Source organism: Burkholderia sp. HMSC10F09, assembly GCF_001806955.1.
In the GTDB taxonomy this organism is placed as follows: domain Bacteria; phylum Pseudomonadota; class Gammaproteobacteria; order Burkholderiales; family Burkholderiaceae; genus Burkholderia; species Burkholderia multivorans.
In genome coordinates this window covers 15,029-32,511 of record NZ_KV786759.1, presented here as the reverse complement: position 1 = coordinate 32,511, position 17,483 = coordinate 15,029, and the positions used below count along the sequence as shown (strand labels likewise).

Annotated in this window: 20 protein-coding genes and 1 tRNA gene; 4 read left to right on the top strand and 17 right to left on the bottom strand. The window is 66.1% G+C overall.

Annotated elements, in window-relative coordinates; all coding sequences use genetic code 11:
* Positions 1–235 (top strand): hypothetical protein (locus HMPREF3115_RS31945; RefSeq protein WP_218079214.1); only part of this gene is annotated, 235 nt, incomplete at its 5' end.
* The gene (locus tag HMPREF3115_RS17095) at positions 226–489 is read left to right on the top strand and encodes a YfhL family 4Fe-4S dicluster ferredoxin (protein WP_006406632.1); all 264 of its coding nucleotides are present in this window, start codon (positions 226–228) and stop codon (positions 487–489) included. The genes HMPREF3115_RS31945 and HMPREF3115_RS17095, both read left to right, overlap by 10 nt.
* Positions 490–557: 68 nt before the next feature.
* Here HMPREF3115_RS17095 and hisC read toward each other — a convergent pair whose 3' ends face one another.
* The 8 genes from hisC to HMPREF3115_RS17055 form a co-directional block, all read right to left on the bottom strand.
* The gene (gene hisC / locus HMPREF3115_RS17090; protein ID WP_070555304.1) at positions 558–1,625 is read right to left on the bottom strand and encodes a histidinol-phosphate transaminase; all 1,068 of its coding nucleotides are present in this window, start codon (positions 1,623–1,625) and stop codon (positions 558–560) included.
* A 111-nt stretch (positions 1,626–1,736) separates the two neighbouring features.
* Positions 1,737–2,336 carry an aminoacyl-tRNA hydrolase gene (gene pth, locus HMPREF3115_RS17085; protein WP_006406630.1) on the bottom strand — a complete coding sequence of 200 codons (600 nt, stop codon included), beginning with the start codon at positions 2,334–2,336 and terminating at the stop codon, positions 1,737–1,739.
* A gap of 108 nt (positions 2,337–2,444) precedes the next feature.
* Positions 2,445–3,050, bottom strand: a complete 606-nt coding sequence (locus HMPREF3115_RS17080) for a 50S ribosomal protein L25/general stress protein Ctc (protein WP_012212698.1) — start codon at positions 3,048–3,050, stop codon at positions 2,445–2,447.
* Positions 3,051–3,211: 161 nt separating this feature from the next.
* On the bottom strand, positions 3,212–4,168 hold the full coding sequence (locus HMPREF3115_RS17075) for a ribose-phosphate pyrophosphokinase (protein WP_006398244.1): 957 nt from the start codon (positions 4,166–4,168) through the stop codon (positions 3,212–3,214).
* A gap of 44 nt (positions 4,169–4,212) precedes the next feature.
* Positions 4,213–4,289, bottom strand: a tRNA-Gln gene (locus tag HMPREF3115_RS17070).
* 52 nt (positions 4,290–4,341) lie between these two features.
* A complete protein-coding gene (gene ispE / locus HMPREF3115_RS17065) occupies positions 4,342–5,223 on the bottom strand; it encodes a 4-(cytidine 5'-diphospho)-2-C-methyl-D-erythritol kinase (protein ID WP_070555301.1) in 882 nt (293 codons plus the stop codon).
* Between the two features lie 26 nt (positions 5,224–5,249).
* A complete protein-coding gene (gene lolB, locus HMPREF3115_RS17060) occupies positions 5,250–5,870 on the bottom strand; it encodes a lipoprotein insertase outer membrane protein LolB (protein ID WP_059939099.1) in 621 nt (206 codons plus the stop codon).
* Positions 5,870–7,693, bottom strand: a complete 1,824-nt coding sequence (locus HMPREF3115_RS17055) for a tetratricopeptide repeat protein (RefSeq protein ID WP_006398247.1) — start codon at positions 7,691–7,693, stop codon at positions 5,870–5,872. The genes lolB and HMPREF3115_RS17055 overlap by 1 nt, the downstream gene beginning before the upstream one ends.
* A gap of 88 nt (positions 7,694–7,781) precedes the next feature.
* Between HMPREF3115_RS17055 and mutM the strand changes: the two genes are divergently transcribed.
* Together mutM and mutY are read left to right on the top strand one after the other, a co-directional pair.
* Entirely contained in the window at positions 7,782–8,609 is an 828-nt protein-coding gene (gene mutM, locus HMPREF3115_RS17050; RefSeq protein ID WP_070555299.1) for a bifunctional DNA-formamidopyrimidine glycosylase/DNA-(apurinic or apyrimidinic site) lyase, read from the top strand.
* Positions 8,610–8,634: 25 nt separating this feature from the next.
* Complete coding sequence (gene mutY / locus HMPREF3115_RS17045) at positions 8,635–9,747, top strand: A/G-specific adenine glycosylase (RefSeq protein WP_059939093.1); 1,113 nt, start codon at positions 8,635–8,637, stop codon at positions 9,745–9,747.
* A 30-nt stretch (positions 9,748–9,777) separates the two neighbouring features.
* Here the strand turns inward: mutY and HMPREF3115_RS17040 are convergent, their stop codons facing one another.
* From HMPREF3115_RS17040 to lptC, 9 genes are all read right to left on the bottom strand, one after another.
* Positions 9,778–10,413, bottom strand: a complete 636-nt coding sequence (locus HMPREF3115_RS17040; RefSeq protein WP_053296824.1) for an LON peptidase substrate-binding domain-containing protein — start codon at positions 10,411–10,413, stop codon at positions 9,778–9,780.
* A 27-nt stretch (positions 10,414–10,440) separates the two neighbouring features.
* A complete protein-coding gene (gene rapZ / locus HMPREF3115_RS17035) occupies positions 10,441–11,349 on the bottom strand; it encodes an RNase adapter RapZ (RefSeq protein WP_006409809.1) in 909 nt (302 codons plus the stop codon).
* Positions 11,350–11,427: 78 nt separating this feature from the next.
* Positions 11,428–12,396, bottom strand: coding sequence for an HPr(Ser) kinase/phosphatase (gene hprK, locus HMPREF3115_RS17030; RefSeq protein ID WP_070555296.1), 969 nt, complete (start codon positions 12,394–12,396; stop codon positions 11,428–11,430).
* Between the two features lie 128 nt (positions 12,397–12,524).
* Positions 12,525–13,037, bottom strand: a complete 513-nt coding sequence (locus tag HMPREF3115_RS17025; protein WP_035488861.1) for a PTS sugar transporter subunit IIA — start codon at positions 13,035–13,037, stop codon at positions 12,525–12,527.
* A 194-nt stretch (positions 13,038–13,231) separates the two neighbouring features.
* Positions 13,232–13,591: a ribosome hibernation-promoting factor, HPF/YfiA family gene (hpf, locus tag HMPREF3115_RS17020; protein WP_006398254.1), complete on the bottom strand. Its 360-nt coding sequence runs from the start codon at positions 13,589–13,591 to the stop codon at positions 13,232–13,234.
* A gap of 158 nt (positions 13,592–13,749) precedes the next feature.
* The gene (locus HMPREF3115_RS17015; RefSeq protein WP_006398255.1) at positions 13,750–15,255 is read right to left on the bottom strand and encodes an RNA polymerase factor sigma-54; all 1,506 of its coding nucleotides are present in this window, start codon (positions 15,253–15,255) and stop codon (positions 13,750–13,752) included.
* A gap of 152 nt (positions 15,256–15,407) precedes the next feature.
* Entirely contained in the window at positions 15,408–16,184 is a 777-nt protein-coding gene (gene lptB / locus HMPREF3115_RS17010; protein WP_006398256.1) for an LPS export ABC transporter ATP-binding protein, read from the bottom strand.
* Positions 16,181–16,846 (bottom strand): lipopolysaccharide transport periplasmic protein LptA, encoded by a 666-nt coding sequence (gene lptA, locus HMPREF3115_RS17005; protein ID WP_006398257.1) that lies wholly within the window; start codon positions 16,844–16,846, stop codon positions 16,181–16,183. The genes lptB and lptA overlap by 4 nt, the downstream gene beginning before the upstream one ends.
* A gap of 20 nt (positions 16,847–16,866) precedes the next feature.
* Positions 16,867–17,481 carry an LPS export ABC transporter periplasmic protein LptC gene (lptC, locus tag HMPREF3115_RS17000; RefSeq protein WP_006398258.1) on the bottom strand — a complete coding sequence of 205 codons (615 nt, stop codon included), beginning with the start codon at positions 17,479–17,481 and terminating at the stop codon, positions 16,867–16,869.
* Positions 17,482–17,483 lie beyond the last annotated feature (2 nt).

Sequence of the window (17,483 nt, the reverse complement as noted above, 5' to 3'; positions counted from 1 at the left end):
AATCGCGCCGTTCGGGCACTCGGGCTCGCACACGTCGCAATTGTGCGAAAAACGTCTTGTTGCTCATGGCATGGCGTGCTATCTGGACTTTGCGCGCTGCACAATCTGCAACACCTATGCAACTCAGCCGCAACTCAAAAACATGGATTTCGGGGAATTTGCACGACCGTGCGGAAGGCTGAAAAGCTATAATGCATTGTTTTTTCTAGGAAAGCTGGTGGCAGTATGGCTTTGATGATTACCGACGAGTGCATCAATTGCGACGTTTGCGAGCCCGAGTGCCCGAACGGCGCGATTTCGATGGGCCCGGACATCTACGTGATCGATCCGAACAAATGCACCGAGTGCGTCGGCCATTTCGACGAACCGCAGTGCCAGCAGGTGTGTCCGGTCGAATGCATTCCGCGCGACCCGCAGCACGACGAGTCGCACGCACAATTGATGGCGAAGTATCACGCGCTGATCGCCGCGACCGGCGACGCGCAGTAAGCGCAGCAAGCGGCGCGCCGGTGCGCGCCGCGTTTTCCCGGGCGGCGTTGCCGTGCCGCCCGCGGTCTTCAGCCGAGCAGCTCGCGCAAGGCGGCCACGAGCGCTTCGCATTCGGCATCGGTGCCGACGGTGATGCGCAAGTGCTGGTCGATGCGCGGTAGCCGGAAATGCCGCACGAAAATTTCCCGTTCCTTCAGCTTGGCCGCGAGCGTGCCGGCGTCGTGCGTCGGATGGCGCGCGAACACGAAGTTCGCGGCCGACGGCACGACGTCGAAGCCGAGCGCGTCGAGTGCCTGCGTGAGCCGCGTGCGGCTGTCGACGACGCGCGCGCAGGTCGACACGAAGTACGCGTCGTCTTCGTATGCGGCCTGCGCGGCCGCCTGCGCGAGCCGGTCGAGCGGGTACGAGTTGAAGCTGTCCTTCACGCGGTTCAGCGCTTCGATCAGCGCCGCGTCGCCGAACGCGAAGCCGACACGCATGCCCGCGAGCGAGCGCGCCTTCGACGTCGTATGCACGACGAGCAGGTTCGGATAGCGGTCGATCAGCGCAATCGCCGACTGCGCGCCGAAATCGACATACGCTTCGTCGATCACGACGACCGAGGACGGATTGGCCGCCGCGATCCGCTCGATGTCAGCGAGCGGCAGCGCGCGGCCGGTCGGCGCATTCGGGTTCGGGAACAGCACGCCGCCGCCGTCGTCGAGGTAGTCGTCGACGCGGATCGAGAAGTCGTCGGCGAGCGGCACGGTACGCGTGTCGACGCCGTACAGCCGCGCATAGGTCGGATAGAAGCTGTACGTGATGTCGGGAAAGCGCAGCGGCCGGTCGTGCTTCAGCAGCGCCTGGAACGTATGCGCGAGTACTTCGTCGGAGCCGTTGCCGACGAACACCTGCTCGGGACGGAGGCGATGGTGCGCGGCGACCGTTTCGCGCAGCGCGCGGGCGAGCGGGTCGGGGTAGCGGCGCAGCGTGTCGCCGCTCGCGCCGAGTTCGCGCGCGATCGCCGCGACGACGCGCGACGACGGCGGATAGGGATTCTCGTTGGTGTTCAGCTTGACGGGATGTGCGAGCGCGGGCTGCTCGCCCGGCACGTAAGGCACGAGTTGCTGAACGACATCGCTCCAGTAACGGCTCACCGCTTGGCTCCTGACGGGCAAAACAACGAGAGTACCGCATGTTGCACGCCGTGGCGCGCGTCGCCGGCGCGGGCGCGCATGTCGGCGGCCATGCCGGGGCGCGGCCGTGCGTCAGTTGCGATGCAGCTGCATCGTCGCGCGGTCGAGTTCGCCCTTGACGATCATCGGCATCACGGCGAGCGAGCGCTCGATTGCCGCGTCGATCACGTCCTGCTCTTCGCGGCGCGGCGGCTTCAGCACGAAGTTCGCGACGTCGGGTTTCGCGCCGGCGCGCGCGCTTTCCGGAATCAGATCGCGTGGATGGCCGATGCCGATCCGCAGGCGCCAGTACTGCTGCGACGACAGATGCGCGGAGATGTCCTTCAGCCCGTTGTGGCCGCCGCTGCCGCCGCCGAGCTTCAGCTTCACGGTGCCGGGCGGCAGGTCGAGCTCGTCGTGCGCGACGAGGATCTGGTCGGGCAGGATCTTGAAGAAATGGGCGAGCGCGACGACCGACTGGCCGGAGCGGTTCATGTAGGTTTGCGGCTCGAGCAGATGCACTTCTTCGCCGTAGAGGCGCGCTTTCGCATAGAAGCCGTGGAAGCGGCGCTCGTCGCGCAGCGTCGCACCGGCCTCGCGGGCGAGCTGGTCGATCAGCCAGAAGCCGGCATTGTGACGCGTCGCGGTGTATTCCGCCCCGGGATTGCCGAGGCCGACGATCAGTTTGATCATGACGTTTCGAAGGCGGCATCGGCCGCCTGGGCGCAGAAAAAGAAAAACCCGCCGGGCACGCCGCGGCGGGTTGCGTCGACCGTTTCGCGAAACGGATCGATGAGGCGCTTACGCAGCCGGCGTTTCGCCTTCTGCAGCGTCCGACACGGCACCGGCCGGGATCGTCGCCGATGCGATGACCGGGTTTTCCGCGTCGACGTGAGCCGTCAGCGCGACGCCCTTCGGCAGTGCGATGTCCTTCGCGTGGATCGATTGACCGGCTTCGATCTTCGACAGATCGACTTCGAGGAACTCCGGCAGCGCGGCCGGCAGGCACTCGACTTCGATTTCCGTCGCGACGTGCGACACGATCGCGCTCGACAGCTTCACGGCCGGGCTGACTTCGGCGTTCAGGAAGTGCAGCGGCACCTTCGTGTGCAGCTTCTTCTTCGCGTCGACGCGCTGGAAGTCCACGTGCAGCACGAGCTGCTTGAACGGGTGGTATTGCACGTCGCGCAGCAGAACTTGTTGCGACTGGCCAGCCACTTCGAGGTCGAGGATCGACGAGTGGAAGGCTTCCTTCTTCAGGGCGTGCCACAGGGCGTTGTGATCGAGTTCGATCATTTGCGGGGCAGCTTCGCCACCGTAGACGATACCCGTGGTCTTACCGGCGTTGCGCAGGCGGCGGCTCGCACCCGTACCTTGCTCTTTGCGCTCGAAAGCGACGACTTTCATGTGATTCTCCAATAGCTGCCCGCGACCAGGCAGTAAAACGGGGCCGACGACATGGCGGCCCCCGATGAAACGGACGGGGTTTCGTCTATCCCGTCCGATTGTGCAAAAAGCGAAGCGTTGCCGCTTCGCTTTTTACGCATGCTTCGTTTGTCGGTGCGCGATCAGGATTCCGCGAACAGCGACATCACCGAATCGCCGCGGCGGATCCGCGAGAACGTTTCGGCCAGCAGGCTCGCGCTCGTCAGCGAGCGGATCTTCGAGCAGGCCAGCGATTCGGCCGACAGCGGAATCGTGTCGGTGACGACGAGTTCGTCGAGCGCCGAGGCGGCGATGCGCTCGGCGGCGCCGCCGGACAGCACCGGGTGCGTCGCGTACGCAAACACCTGCTTCGCGCCGCGCTCCTTCAGAACTTGCGCCGCCTTGCACAGCGTGCCGGCCGTATCGACCATGTCGTCCATGATCACGCAGGTGCGGCCTTCGACTTCACCGATGATGTTCATCACTTCGGAGACGTTCGCCTTCGGGCGACGCTTGTCGATGATCGCGAGATCGCAGTTGAGCTGCTTCGCGAGTGCCCGTGCACGCACCACGCCGCCGACGTCCGGCGACACGACGAGCAGATCCGGGTAGTTCTGCTTGCGCAGGTCGCCCAGCAGGATCGGCGTTGCGTAGATGTTGTCGACGGGAATGTCGAAGAAGCCCTGAATCTGGTCGGCGTGCAGATCCATCGTGATGATCCGCTCGACGCCGGCGATTTCCAGCATGTTCGCGACGACCTTCGCCGAGATCGCGACGCGCGCCGAACGCGGGCGGCGGTCCTGGCGGGCATAGCCGAAGTAGGGGATGGCGGCGGTGATCCGGCCGGCGGATGCGCGCTTCAGCGCATCGACCATGATCATCAGTTCCATCAGGTTGTCGTTCGTCGGCGCGCACGTGGATTGCAGGACGAAGACGTCCTTGCCGCGCACGTTTTCCTGGATCTCGACCTGGATCTCGCCGTCGGAGAAACGGCTGACCATTGCCTTGCCGAGGGGAATTCCAAGAATGTTGACGACTTCCTGAGCAAGCGCGGGATTGGCGTTGCCAGTAAAAACCATCAGGCCGTCATGGCTGCTCATCGTGCACCTGCTTCGGGCTTGGGCGGGAAATGCGGGAAAATTTTTGGCAGGGGAGGAAGGACTCGAACCCTCGCATGCCGGAATCAAAATCCGGTGCCTTAACCAACTTGGCGACTCCCCTACACTTAACTGACAACTTGGCCGGACGGTAGGTCATCCGACAAAGTAAAACTTCATGACGCGAAAGCGAAGAGCGGATGCTCGTTCAGGCTCTCGGCAACTGCGCCGTTCCAGCCGGCGGGCAACTGGGCTTTCGCCGCTTCTGCCTGCTGTTTGCTTTGAAACGCTGCAAACACGCTTGCTCCGGAGCCGGTCATCCTCGCGGGGGCCACATTATACAACCATTTGACCACCTGCGCAACTTCCGCGTACTTGCTTGTCACAACTTGCTGCATGTCGTTCCGGCCGAAACTGTCTGGCCATCTCGCATCGCTGCTTTGCTGTGCAAGAAAGTCCGTAATTGTGACTGGCTTCGAATCTCTTGTCAACAACTCATCTGAAAAAATTTCAGCGGTCGGGACATGAACGCGTGGCGTCACAACCAGGAACCAGCGAGTCGGCAATTGTACCTCAGCTAATTCTTCTCCGATACCCTCTGCGAATGCATTTTTTCCAAAAACGAAAAACGGCACGTCGGCGCCGAGTTTCACCGCGAGCGACTGCAATTCCGCGCGCGGCAGATTGAGCCGCCATAGACGGTTCAGCGCGAGCAGCGTCGTCGCGGCATCGGAGCTGCCGCCGCCGAGTCCGGCGCCCATCGGCAGGCATTTGTCGATCTCGATGTCGACGCCTGCGGCGGTGCCCGTGTGCGCTTTCAGCAGGTTCGCGGCGCGTACGACGAGATCGCTCTGCTCGGGCACGCCCGGCACGTCGGTCGCACGCGCGACCTTGCCGTCGTCGCGCAGCGTGAAGTGCAGCGTATCGCCCCAGTTCAGCAGCTGAAAGACGCTCTGCAGGTCGTGATAGCCGTTCGGCCGGCGGCCGGTGATATGCAGGAACAGGTTGAGTTTCGCGGGCGCAAGACAGTTGCGCAGCGAGCGGGTCGAATCGGTCATGCTGGTATCGAAACGGGTGCGCGTGCTCACTGATCGAGCACGAGCTTGATGTCGAGCGGCGGCGTCGCGCGCACGAGGTTGACGCGTCTGACGCCCGTGGCCGGTGCGTCCGCGTAGGCGAGGTAGTCGATCGTCCAGCCGTCCTGGCGGATCTGCTTCAGACGCGTGCCGTCGGCCGGATCGCGTTCGGTCTCGGCCGGCGTCGCGGGTGCGGGGGTCGGCAGCAGCCAGTAGCGCAGGCCCGCGAGCGGCAGCGAGAAGCCGAGCGTGTTCTGCATCAGCTCGCCGACGTCCGCCGCATATTGCGGCTGGCGGTTCGGCAGTTCGAGCGACGCTGCACGCGGCGTCGACTTCACGATCGCGAGCGTCTGGCCGAGCGGGCTGCGCAGCTCGAGCGACACGTCGTTGCCGTGCTCCTGCCAGTCGAAATTGCCGTACACGTTTTGCTGCTTGCCGAGCCGGTCGTAGTACTGCACCGCGAAGCGGCCGTGATAGGCGTGCGTCGCGGCCGTCTGAAGCGTGCCGCCGGCGGGCGCCCGCGCGGACGGCGGCGTGCTTGCGCAACCGGCGAGCGCGAGCGCCGCGCCGGCTGCCGCGAGCGCGCGACAGGCGCGCGAAGACAGGGAAAACATCGGGAACATCTGCATCAGAGACCGTTGATCTGGAAGCGTTTCAGCGTCTGTACGAGCGTTTCGTTGTCGGGCTCGAGCTTCTGCGCGGCGCGCCATGCGGAGCGTGCGTCGTCCTGCGCGCCGCTCTTCCACAGCACTTCGCCGAGGTGCGCGCCGATTTCGGCGTTCGGCTGCAGGTCGTACGCGCGGCGCAGGATCTTCGCGGCGCCGGCCGTATCGCCCATCCGGTACTTGACCCAGCCGAGACTGTCCATGATGTACGCGTCGTTCGGCGCGAGCGACAGCGCCTTTTCGATCAGCTTGTTCGCTTCCGGCAGCCGCTGGTTGCGATCGGCAAGCGAATAGCCGAGCGCGTTGTATGCCTGCGGATTGTCGGGCTGCGTGCGGATCAGCTCGCGCAGCTGCTTTTCCATCGCCGCGTAGTGGCCCGTCTTCTCGGCCGCCATCGCGTAGTCGTAGCGCAGGTCGGGATCGTCGGGGAAATCGTCGACCGCGCGCGAGAGCCGCGCCTCCGCTTCCGCGTAGCGCTTCGCGGTGAACAGGATCGACGCGTCGGTGCGCGCGATCACGGCCGCGTCGCGCGGGTCGGTGACGGGCAGATCGTCGAGCACCTTGCGCGCCTCGTCGGTCTTGCCCTGCTTCTGCAGTAGCTGCGCACGCGTGATTTGCGCGGGCAGGTAGTGCTGGCTCGTCTGGTCGACCTTGTCGAGCCATTGCGACGCCTGGGCCTCGTTGCCCTGTTCGATCGCGATCTGCGCGAGATAGATGTAACCTTGGCCGACGTCGAGATCCGGCTGCTTCGCACCGAGCTGCACGTACTGCTTCAGGTAGGCCGTCGCGTCGTCGAGCTTTTTCTGCTGGATCTTGATCAGCGCGAGCGCCATCAGCGGCGTCGGGTCCTTCGAATCGAGCTTGCGCATCGTTTCGAACTGCTTTTGCGCATCGTCGAGCCGATCGTCGGCCAGATACAGCTGTGACAGCGCGAGCCGCGCATCGCGCGACTTTGGATTCTGCTGAACGTATTTCTCGAACGACGCGATGCCGGCCGCACGCTCCGCCGGCCCCATCTGCGACAGCATCAGCGCGGCGGGCAGGTAGTCGGGGCGGATCTGCAGCGCGCGTCGCAGCGACTGCGCGGCGCCGTCCTTGTCGTCGACCGCGAGCTGCTGCCGCGCGATCGCGAGATGCGCCTCCGGCCGGTTCATGTCATTCTTCAGCATGTCCTTCAGCACCGCGAGACCACCGACGCGGTCGGCGCCGCGCGCAAGCAGCGCCTGCAGCGCGAGGATCGCCGGGCCGCGCGTGTCGCCGGTTGCGCGCGCGAGTTCGCGGGCGAGCATCGGCTGCGCGTCGGCCGGCTTGCCGGCGAGCACGAGCAGCGCCGCGTCGACCTGCGATGCGCGATTCGAATCGGGCGCGTACTGGCGCCAGAGATTCGCGGCCGACAACGCGTCGGCCGGGCTCTGCGCGCCGAGCGCGATTTCGGTGGCGCGCTGCGCCATGCGCGGATCGCGCGTGTCGCGCGCGAGCGCGAGATAGGTCTGGTACGCGGGGGCCGGCTGATTGCGCTGAAGCGCGACCTCGGCCGCGAGCACCTGATAGACGATCTGGCTCGTGAGCGGGACGGCCGGCAGATCCTTCTTCTCGTCCGGCATCACGTGATCGAACGCACCCTGCGACTCCGCGTCGTCCGATGCCGGATCCTGTGCGTGAGCCGGAAAGGCGGTGAGGGTCCAGACGGCGAGCAAGGCCGCGCCAAGCGCGCGGCGGACCGGGAACGCGCGCGTGCCGCCCGCGGCGGCGGGGCGCTTCAGAAGCAGCTTCGAGGGCAGGGTCATGGAAATCCGTTCGATGTTTCAACCGATTGTATCGCGCTCGCTACAATACACGCACGATCGTGATCATCCAGCTTCAGACCCGCAAAACATGCCAGAGTTGCCAGAAGTCGAAGTCACGCGGCGGGGCATTGCGCCCTTTGTCGCGGGCCGCCGCGTCGAGCGTGTCGACGTCCGCACCGCGATGCTGCGCTGGCCCGTGCCGGCGGAGCTCGCGGAGCAATTGCGCGCGCGCGAGGTGCTCGCCGTCGAGCGTCGCGGCAAGTATCTGCTGTTCGAGGTCGATGCGGGCTGGTTCATCGTCCATCTCGGCATGACCGGCACGCTGCGCGTGCTGCTCGCAGGCGGCGTGCCCGTCGCCGCGAAGCACGATCACATCGACTGGATCTTCGACGAATTCGTGCTGCGCTTTCGCGATCCGCGCCGGTTCGGCGCAGTGCTGTGGCATCCGCGCGAAGCGGGCGACGTGCATGCGCATCCGCTGCTCGCGAGCCTTGGCGTCGAGCCGTTTTCGCCGGCATTCGACGGCGCGCTGCTGCATCGGCGCACGCGCGGCCGCACGGTGTCCGTCAAGCAGGCGCTGCTCGCGGGCGACATCGTGGTCGGCGTCGGCAACATCTACGCGTCGGAGAGCCTGTTTCGCGCGGGCATCCGGCCGACGACGGCCGCCGGCAAAGTCTCGCTGCCGCGCTACGAGCGGCTCGCCGAAGCGGTGCGCGCGACGCTCGCGGATGCGATCGACCGCGGCGGCAGCACGCTGCGCGATTTCGTCGGCAGCAACGGCGAGAGCGGCTACTTCCAGCTCGACTGCTTCGTCTACGATCGCGCGGGCGAGCCGTGCCGCGTGTGCGGCACGCCGATCCGGCAGATCGTGCAGGGCCAGCGCTCGACTTACTTCTGTCCGACGTGCCAGCGTTGAACCTTCCTTTTCCCGATTCCAAAACTTGAAGCCGCCCCGCATCGCCCCCGCTCCTTTTCCCGTCACGCCGCTGCATCGCACGTTCGCGCCGCGCCTGATCGCGTGGCAGCGCCAGCACGGCCGCCACGACCTGCCGTGGCAGAACACGCGCGATCCGTACCGGATCTGGCTGTCGGAAATCATGCTGCAGCAGACGCAGGTGTCGACCGTCGTGCCGTATTACACGCGCTTTCTCGAACGCTATCCGGACGTCGCCGCGCTTGCGGCCGCGCCGATCGACGACGTGATGGCGCTGTGGGCCGGCCTCGGCTATTACTCGCGTGCGCGCAACCTGCATCGCTGCGCGCAGGTCGTCGTCGCCGAGCACGGCGGCGCATTTCCGGCCACGCCGGATGCGCTCGCCGAACTGCCGGGCATCGGCCGCTCGACGGCCGCGGCGATCGCATCGTTCGCCTACGGCGCACGCGCGACGATCCTCGACGGCAACGTGAAGCGCGTGCTCGCGCGCGTATTCGGCATCGAAGGGTTTCCCGGCGAGAAGCGCGTCGAAAACGACATGTGGGCGCTCGCCGAATCGCTGTTGCCCGACGCGGCGCATCCGGACGACGTGAGCGCGTACACACAAGGGTTGATGGATCTCGGCGCGACGCTCTGCGTGCGCGGCAAGCCCGACTGCACGCGTTGTCCGTTCGCGGGCGACTGCGTCGCGCAGTCGACCGGGCGGCAGCGCGAACTGCCGGCCGCGCGGCCGAAAAAGGCGGTGCCGACGCGCAAGACCTGGATGCTCGTGCTGCGCGACGGCGACGCCGTCCTGCTCGAGCGGCGTCCGCCGGCCGGCATCTGGGGCGGCTTGTGGAGTTTGCCGCAGGCCGACGGCGATGCCGAGCTCGCGGATCTCGCACGCCGTTTCGGCGGCGGCGGCCCGGTGCCGCTCGCGCCGCTGACGCATACGTTTACGCATTTCCGGCTCGAGATCGAACCGCGGCTCAGCGATGTCGCGAGCGAGGCGGCGGTCGTGCCGTTTGCGCAGGCGCAGGATGCCGATACTGCGTGGGTGCCGCTGAGCGCGCTCGATACCTACGGCGTGCCGGCGCCGGTGCGCAAGCTGCTCGACGCGCTGAGCGGGCCGCTGCTGTAACGAACGAAGCCGGGCTGAGCGCGGCCGCGCTCAGAGCCAGCCGTGCCGGTCGAGCACGTGGTGGACCGCGTCGATGCGCGCGCCCACATCGGGAAACTCCATGAGCTTTTGCCGTGCGCGCAGGTCGAGCGGCAGCAGTTCCGCGAGGCGGTTCGACACCCAGCTCGGATCGTCGAGACGGAACGGTTCGGCGAATGGCAGGCGCCCGGGCTCCGATTTCTGCAGCGCGCTGATGATGCGCTCGAGCACTTCGGCGCACGAGCCGAACTGCGCGAGCGCCTGCTCGCCTTCGAGCGGGATGTCGTCGGGCAGCGGCTCCGCGATGCCGACCAGCAGCCCGTTCGATTCGACGCGATACGACAGCAGCTCGAAGCGCTGCGTGCCGATCGCCTGCAGATAGAGCATCCCGAATTCGCCCGTATCGCATTCGGCGATGCGCGCCATGCAGCCGATCGTCTCGGGCACCGACACCGCGCCGTCCTGCGCGACCTCCGGACCGCTTTTCAGCAGACACACGCCGAACGGCGCGTCGTCACGCAGGCAGGTGCGCGCCATGTCGAGATAGCGCGCCTCGAACACCTTCAGCGGCAGCAAGCCTCCGGGGAACAGCACCGTGTGCAGCGGAAACAGCGGCAGGTCGATCAGGGTGGTCGATAGGGAAGACATGGCGCGTCGACGGAGGAGCGGGCGTCGCTAAGGTCGGTCGACCTCGGTGACGAGCCGCGACGACGCGTCGACATCCACCGGCGCGTCACGATGCCGCACGATCACGTTTGCCGCGGACGCAAAGCGCGCGGCAAGCGTTTCCGCGATGAACACCGACCGGTGCTGGCCGCCCGTGCAGCCGATGGCGACGGTCAGATAGCTCCGGTTGTCTTCGCGGAAATGCGGCAGCCATTTCATCAGGAACGCATGGATGTCGTCGATCATCTGATGGACGATCGGCAGTGCGTCGAGGAAGGCGATGACCGGCTGGTCGAGCCCGGTGAGCGGGCGCAGCTCGTGGTCGTAATACGGATTCGGCAGCGCGCGCACGTCGAACATCAGGTCGGCGTCGAGCGGCACGCCGCGCTTGAAGCCGAACGATTCGAACATCAGCATCAGGTCGTTGCTGTTCTGCTCGATGAAGCGCTTGACCCACGTGCGCAATACGTTCGCACGCAACGTGCTGGTATCGATCTGATGGCCGAATTCGGCGAGCGGCGCAACGAGTTCGCGTTCGCGCTCGATCGCTTCCTCGAGCGACGACAGCAGCCCGACGTTCGCATCGTGCGACGGCGAACCGGACAGCGGATGGCGCCGCCGCGTTTCGGAGAAGCGCTGGATCAGCGCCTGCGTGCTCGCGTTCAGGAACAGCACGCGCAGGTCGTGCTCGCGCGACAGCGAGCGGATCAGGCCGGGCATTTCGTCGAGCGACGCGCTCGAACGCGCGTCGATCGCGACCGCGAGCCGGCGCTGACCGGCTTCGTCGAGGTAGCGGGCGAGCTCGGGCAGCACATGCGGCGGCAGGTTGTCGACGCAATAATAGCCGGCGTCTTCGAGCGCGTTCAGCGCGACGGACTTGCCGGAGCCGGAAATGCCGGTGATGAGGACGATGCGCATGGGAACCTGGGAAAACTGACGTTTCATCATAGCACCGGCTCGGCGCATCGCGGCGGTGTGCGGCGATGCGCGCCGACGCTAGACGAGCTTGCCGGGGAACTGACTTTCGGGATCCTGCATCGCGAGTCGTTGCCGATCCATGAAATCGCGCAACGTGTCGATGCCGCGCAGCTGCAGGATCGTATTGCGCACGGCGGCCTCGACGAGCACCGCGAGGTTGCGGCCGGCCGCCACCTGAATCGTCACCTTGCTGATCGGCAGGCCGAGCACGTCGACGGTCTGGCTTTCGAGCGGCAGGCGCTGAAATTCGCCGTCGGGGCGCCGCACGAGCTGCACGATCAGCTTCAGCTTCATCTTCCGCCGTACCGCGGTTTCGCCGAAGATCGTCTTGATCTCGAGCAAGCCGAGGCCGCGCACTTCCAGCAGGTTCTGCAGCAGCGGCGGGCAGCGGCCTTCGACGAAATCGGGGCCAAGTCTGACGAAATCGACGGCATCGTCGGCGACGAGCCCGTGACCGCGGCTGATCAGCTCGAGGCCGAGCTCGCTCTTGCCGAGGCCCGAGTCGCCCGTGAGCAGCACGCCCATCCCGAGGATGTCGAGAAACACGCCGTGCAGCGTCGCGCGCGGCGCGAGGATACGCGACATGTAGAGACGCAGGCTGTCGATGACCGCCGCTGCGGACATCGGCGTCGTGAACAGCGGCGTGGAGGAACGCGTGCAGCGCAGCACCAGCTCGGGCGGCGCCGCGGCGCCGCCGGCGACGACGAGGAACGGCGGTTCGAGCGCGATCAGTTCGGCCATGTGCCGCGAACGGTCTTCGTCGGTCTGCCGCTGGTAATAGTCGATCTCGGCTTCGCCGAGCACCTGGATCCGGTTCGGGTGGATCAGGTTCAGGTGGCCGACGAGGTCGGCGCTCGACGTCGCGTTCGCGACGGTATCGGCGGAGAAGCCGCGCTCCCAGCCTTCATGCCCCGTCAGCCAGCTGAGCTTCAGCGTGGCCGCGTTGTCGTCGAAGATGCTCTGGGCGTTGATGCTGGACGTATCCATGACTGCGTCACTCCAATGAGCCGGTATCGATGCACGGCGACGGGCGTCGCGATGCCGGACCGGCGCCGGGTGGCCGTGCGCGGCGGCGCCGGCCGCGTCGTTCGGGAAAATATTCCGCCCGGATCAGCTCAAGGTTGCCACTGAGTGAGCAGGCGATGCAACTCGGCGGGATCCGTTTCGTTGTGCAGACGCTCGCGCGCGTCGCGGTCGGACAGCAGCTGCGCGATTTCAGACAGGATCTCGAGGTGCTGCTGTGTGGCTTGCTCGGGAACGAGCAGGAAAATCAGGAGGGAAACCGGCTGGCCGTCGGGGGCCTCGAACGGGATCGCATCGGCGAGCCGCACGAATGCCGCGAGCGGATGCTTGAGGCCCTTGATGCGTCCGTGCGGAATCGCGACGCCTTCGCCGAGACCGGTCGAGCCGAGGCGCTCGCGCGCGAACAGATTGTCCGTGACGGTGCTGCGAGCGATGCCGTTCTGATTCTCGAAGATCAGCCCGGCTTGTTCGAAAACGCGTTTCTTGCTGGTGACGGAGAGGTCGATGACGACGTTCTCTATGGGCAGGATTTTGGCTAGGCGATTCATGTTGGCAGGCGATTGGACGGCCTGGGGTCTCCTTGCGGCGGCAGACTGATGGTCCATGTTCGACGATATCAAGGCGTTCGGCATCGGAAGCTTGCAACGCACGGCGACCGGATCAACGCCCCCCGGCGATAACCGGAGCATTATAGAACACAGCCGCGCGCGTGGTGCAGCGCGGCCGACCCTCGGCGCCGCTGCGCGGCACCGCAAAAAAAACGCCCGGCGAACCGGGCGGCGCTGTGTTGCGGTAACGGTTATTGCGGCGGCAGTTCGATCTGGTCGACGGCCGGCTGCAGCTTGATCGGATCGTGCGCGTGCGTCTGCAGGCGCTCCATGTGCTTGACGACCTGGCGGTCCAGCTTGTCGATCAGCAGATCGATCGCTGCATACAGGTTGCCGTTCGAACTTTCGACGAAGATGTCCTTGCCCTTCAGGTGCAGATTGATTTCCGCACGCTGCTGCTTGTCCTTTTCCTTGTGGTTGTCGACCGAGAGGATCACAGTGCCATCGATCACCTGATCGCTATGCCGTAGCACCCGGTCCAGCTTGGTGATCACGTATTCGCGAATCGCAGGCGTGACTTCGAGATGATGTCCACTGATCTTCAGGTTCATAGTGCTTCTCCAAGCGAGTGACCACCCGGCCGCATCGAGGCGGCGCTCCGGTCGACTTGCCCGTCCCGCACGAGGCGGCGAATCGCGGACAGGTCGCCCGGCCTGTTCCCCGTGTGCGCGGTGGCCGGAACACGCCTGCCGCCGGGCAGGCAGCAGGCTTAAAGAGACTTGCGCAGATTCACTGCCGGGATCCTGAGGGCTTCGCGATATTTCGCAACCGTGCGGCGCGCGACCACGAAGCCTTGTTCTGCCAGCAGCTCGGCAATGCGGCTGTCCGAAAGTGGCGATTTGGGGTCTTCGGCTCCTATCAGTTGCTTGATGAGGGCACGGATGGCGGTCGACGATGCGGCGCCACCGGTGTCGGTCGAGACGTGCGATCCGAAGAAGTACTTAAATTCAAGCGTCCCGAACGGGGTCAGCATGTACTTGCCCGTTGTCACACGGCTGACAGTCGACTCGTGTAGGCCCAGCGTATCAGCTATTTCCCGCAAAACCAAGGGGCGCATGGCAATTTCGCCGTGCGCAAAGAAATTCTTCTGACGTTCGACAATCGCCTGCGCGACGCGCAGGATCGTGTCGAACCGCTGCTGGATGTTCTTGATGAGCCAGCGCGCTTCCTGCAGCTGCTGCTTCAGCGAGCCGGCCGACGGATCGCCGCGGCTGTTGCGCAGGATGTTCGCGTACAGGTTGTTGATGCGCAGCTTCGGCACGACCTCGGGATTGAGTTCGGCCTGCCAGCCCTGGCCGACTTTCTTCACGATGATGTCGGGCACCACGTAGTCGGCTTCGGCCTTGCCGTAGGCCGCGCCGGGGAACGGCTCGAGCGAGCGGATCAGCGCGTGCGCGTCGCGCAGCGCGTCGTCGGTGGCCTTCAGATGCTTGCGCAACCGCGTGAAATCGCGCGCGGCGAGCAGTTCCAGATGTTGCGACACGATCTCGAGCGCGAGCGTGCGCGTCGGGGACGGATCGAGCCGCAGCAGCTGCAGCTTCAGGCATTCCGATGCCGAACGCGCGCCGACGCCGGCCGGATCGAAGCTGTGCAGCAGCGCGAGCGCCGCGTTCAGTTCGTCGCAGTCGACTTCGAGTTCGGGCGGCAGATCGGCGAGCACCTCGTCGAGCGATGCGGTCAGGTAGCCGTCGTCGTCGAGCGACTCGATCAGGAACATCACGAGCGCGCGATCGCGCGGGCTTGCCTGCGTGACGCGCAGCTGCGCGGACAGATGATCGCGCAGCGACGTCGCCGCTTCCTGTACCTGCAGCGGCGGCAGATCGTCGTCGTCGGAGGCGCCGCTCGCGCGGCCGAATTCGTCGAGGTTCCACTGCGGGCCGTCGCTCGCGTCGCCGGCCGCGTAGCCGTCGTATTCGTCGGCGCCGGCCGGTTCGTCGCGCTCCGCACGATCGCTCGACTGGCCGTTGCCGTTCGCGATGGCCGGCTCGCCGTTCGACACGGGCGGCGTCTGCGCGATCAGCGAGCCGTCCGCCGCAACGCGCAGCGGACTCGCGATCCATTCGTCGTCGTTCTCGAGCAGCGGGTTCTGGGCGACCGCCATCGCCACTTCCTGCTGCAATTCGAGCGTCGACAACTGCAGGAGTCGGATCGACTGCTGTAGCTGGGGCGTCAGCGCCAGATGTTGCGACAGGCGGAGTTGGAGGCTGGCTTTCATGGCAGAGAGGGAGTCATACCGGCAGTTTGCCACGACCCAGGCGCATTGAGCCATCCGCGATTACGCGTGGCGCGCCGCCCGGCCGGCGGCACGTCCGCGAGGCTGGGCGCGGCCCCGCGCGGCACGGCCGGGCGGGCGCTGCCAGCGGCGCGTTACATGCGGAAATGTTCGCCGAGATACACGCGGCGAACGCTTTCGTTCTCGATGATCTCGTTCGGTGCGCCGGCCGCAAGCACGGAGCCGTCGCTGATGATGTACGCGTGGTCGCAGATGCCGAGCGTTTCGCGCACGTTGTGATCGGTGATCAGCACGCCGATGTTGCGCTGTTTCAGGAACTTGACGATCTTCTGGATCTCGAGCACCGCGATCGGATCGACGCCCGCGAACGGTTCGTCGAGCAGGATGAAGCTCGGGTTCGTCGCGAGCGCGCGCGCGATTTCGACGCGGCGTCGCTCGCCGCCGGACAGCGACAGCGCGGGGTTCTCGCGCAGATGGCCGATCTGCAGCTCGTCGAGCAGCGCTTCGGTGCGCGACGCGATCGCGTCCTTCGACAGCCGCTTGCCGTCGTCGCCGTGCTGCAGCTCGAGCACCGCGCGGATGTTCTCCTCGACGGTCAGCTTGCGGAACACCGACGCTTCCTGCGGCAGATACGACAGGCCGAGCGACGCGCGCTTGTGGATCGGCAGCAGGCTGATCGAGCTGCCGTTCAGCGAGATCTCGCCCGCGTCGAGCGGCACGAGGCCGACGATCATGTAGAACGAGGTCGTCTTGCCGGCGCCGTTCGGGCCCAGCAGGCCGACCACTTCGCCGCTCTTCACGTCGAGCGATACGTCCTTGACGACTGTGCGCGAGCCGTAGCGCTTCTTCAGGTTGCGTACGACGAGCGAACTCGTGGTGCCGGCCGGCTGGCGATTCGGGAGCGCGTTCATTGACCGGGCGCTCCCTGGATCGTGGTCGACGGCGACAGCTTCGCCGGCGCACCGTTCATCGGGCCCGGGCCGCCGTTTTTCGGCGACAGCATCGCGCGCACGCGACCGTTCGGATTGCCGGGCGCCGCGACGTCCTTGCCGCCCTTCGCGGTGTAGAAGTCGTGCTGGCCGTCGTACGTGATCACGCTGCCGTGCACGGTGTCGGCGATCGTCGACGTGCCCTGCAGGCGACGCACGGTGGCGGCGGTGGTCAGCGTGGTGAGATCCTGCTTGCCGTCGTAGTCGATGCGCTCGGCGTCGCCGTCGATGTATTCGTCGAGACCTTCGCGCTTCTGGCGGAACGTCGCGTGCTTCTTGCCGCTGCCGAACGACGTCGCGTACTGATAGCCCTCCGGATCCTGGCGCACTTCGACGCGATCGCCGGTGATCTTGATCGTGCCCTTCGTGATCACGACGTTGCCGGTGGCGACGGTGACCTGCTTCAGGTCGTCATAGGTCAGGTTGTCCGCCTCGACGTTGATCGGCTTGTTCTGGTCGGCCTTCTCGGCGTGGGCGAGCGGCGCCAGGCCGACGAGGGGCAGGGCGACGAGCGTCGCGGCGAGCGCGGCGCGGACGGCGCGCGCAGCGCCGCCGGAATTCTGTCGAGGGAACGGTTCGTTCATGCAGTCACGTGAGGGAAGCGTCACTTGGGTTGACCTTTCGAGCCGCCGGACGCGTCCGACGCGGCGATCGTGCCGCGCACGTTGCCGTAAAGCTCGATGACCCGGGTGACGTTGTTGTACTTCATGCCGTCGGTCGCGTTGACGAGCGACAGGCCGCGCTGAAGTTTAACCGGCTTTTCGGTCTGGATCACGTCGTCATTGACGAAGATACGGAAATGCTGCGAATCGGCCTGCATCTGCGGGTCGCCGCCGCCGGCCGCGCGCAGGATCCGCGCGTCGTCGTACAGATCGACGATCGACACGTCGCCGTTGACCGTGCCGCGCTTCGCGGTGGTCGTGACGACCGGCTTGCCGGGCTGGAACGCGCGCATCGCGGGCATCGTCAGGTCGCTCGACTCGGTGTCTTCGTAGTGGACGAGCTTCGCGGCCGTCAGCCGGTACTGCGTCGTGCCGGACTGGTCGAGCTCGGTGACCGAGAAGTTGTCCGCGAAATAGTCGGGCGTGTGGCGCTTCGGCTGCGCGACGCCTTCGCCGGGCGGCGGCAGCGTCGCCTGCAGCAGCCACCATGTAATGCCCGCGAGCGCCGCGACGGCAACGAGCGGGAGCAACTGGGTCCAGCGGAAATGCGGGTTCATCC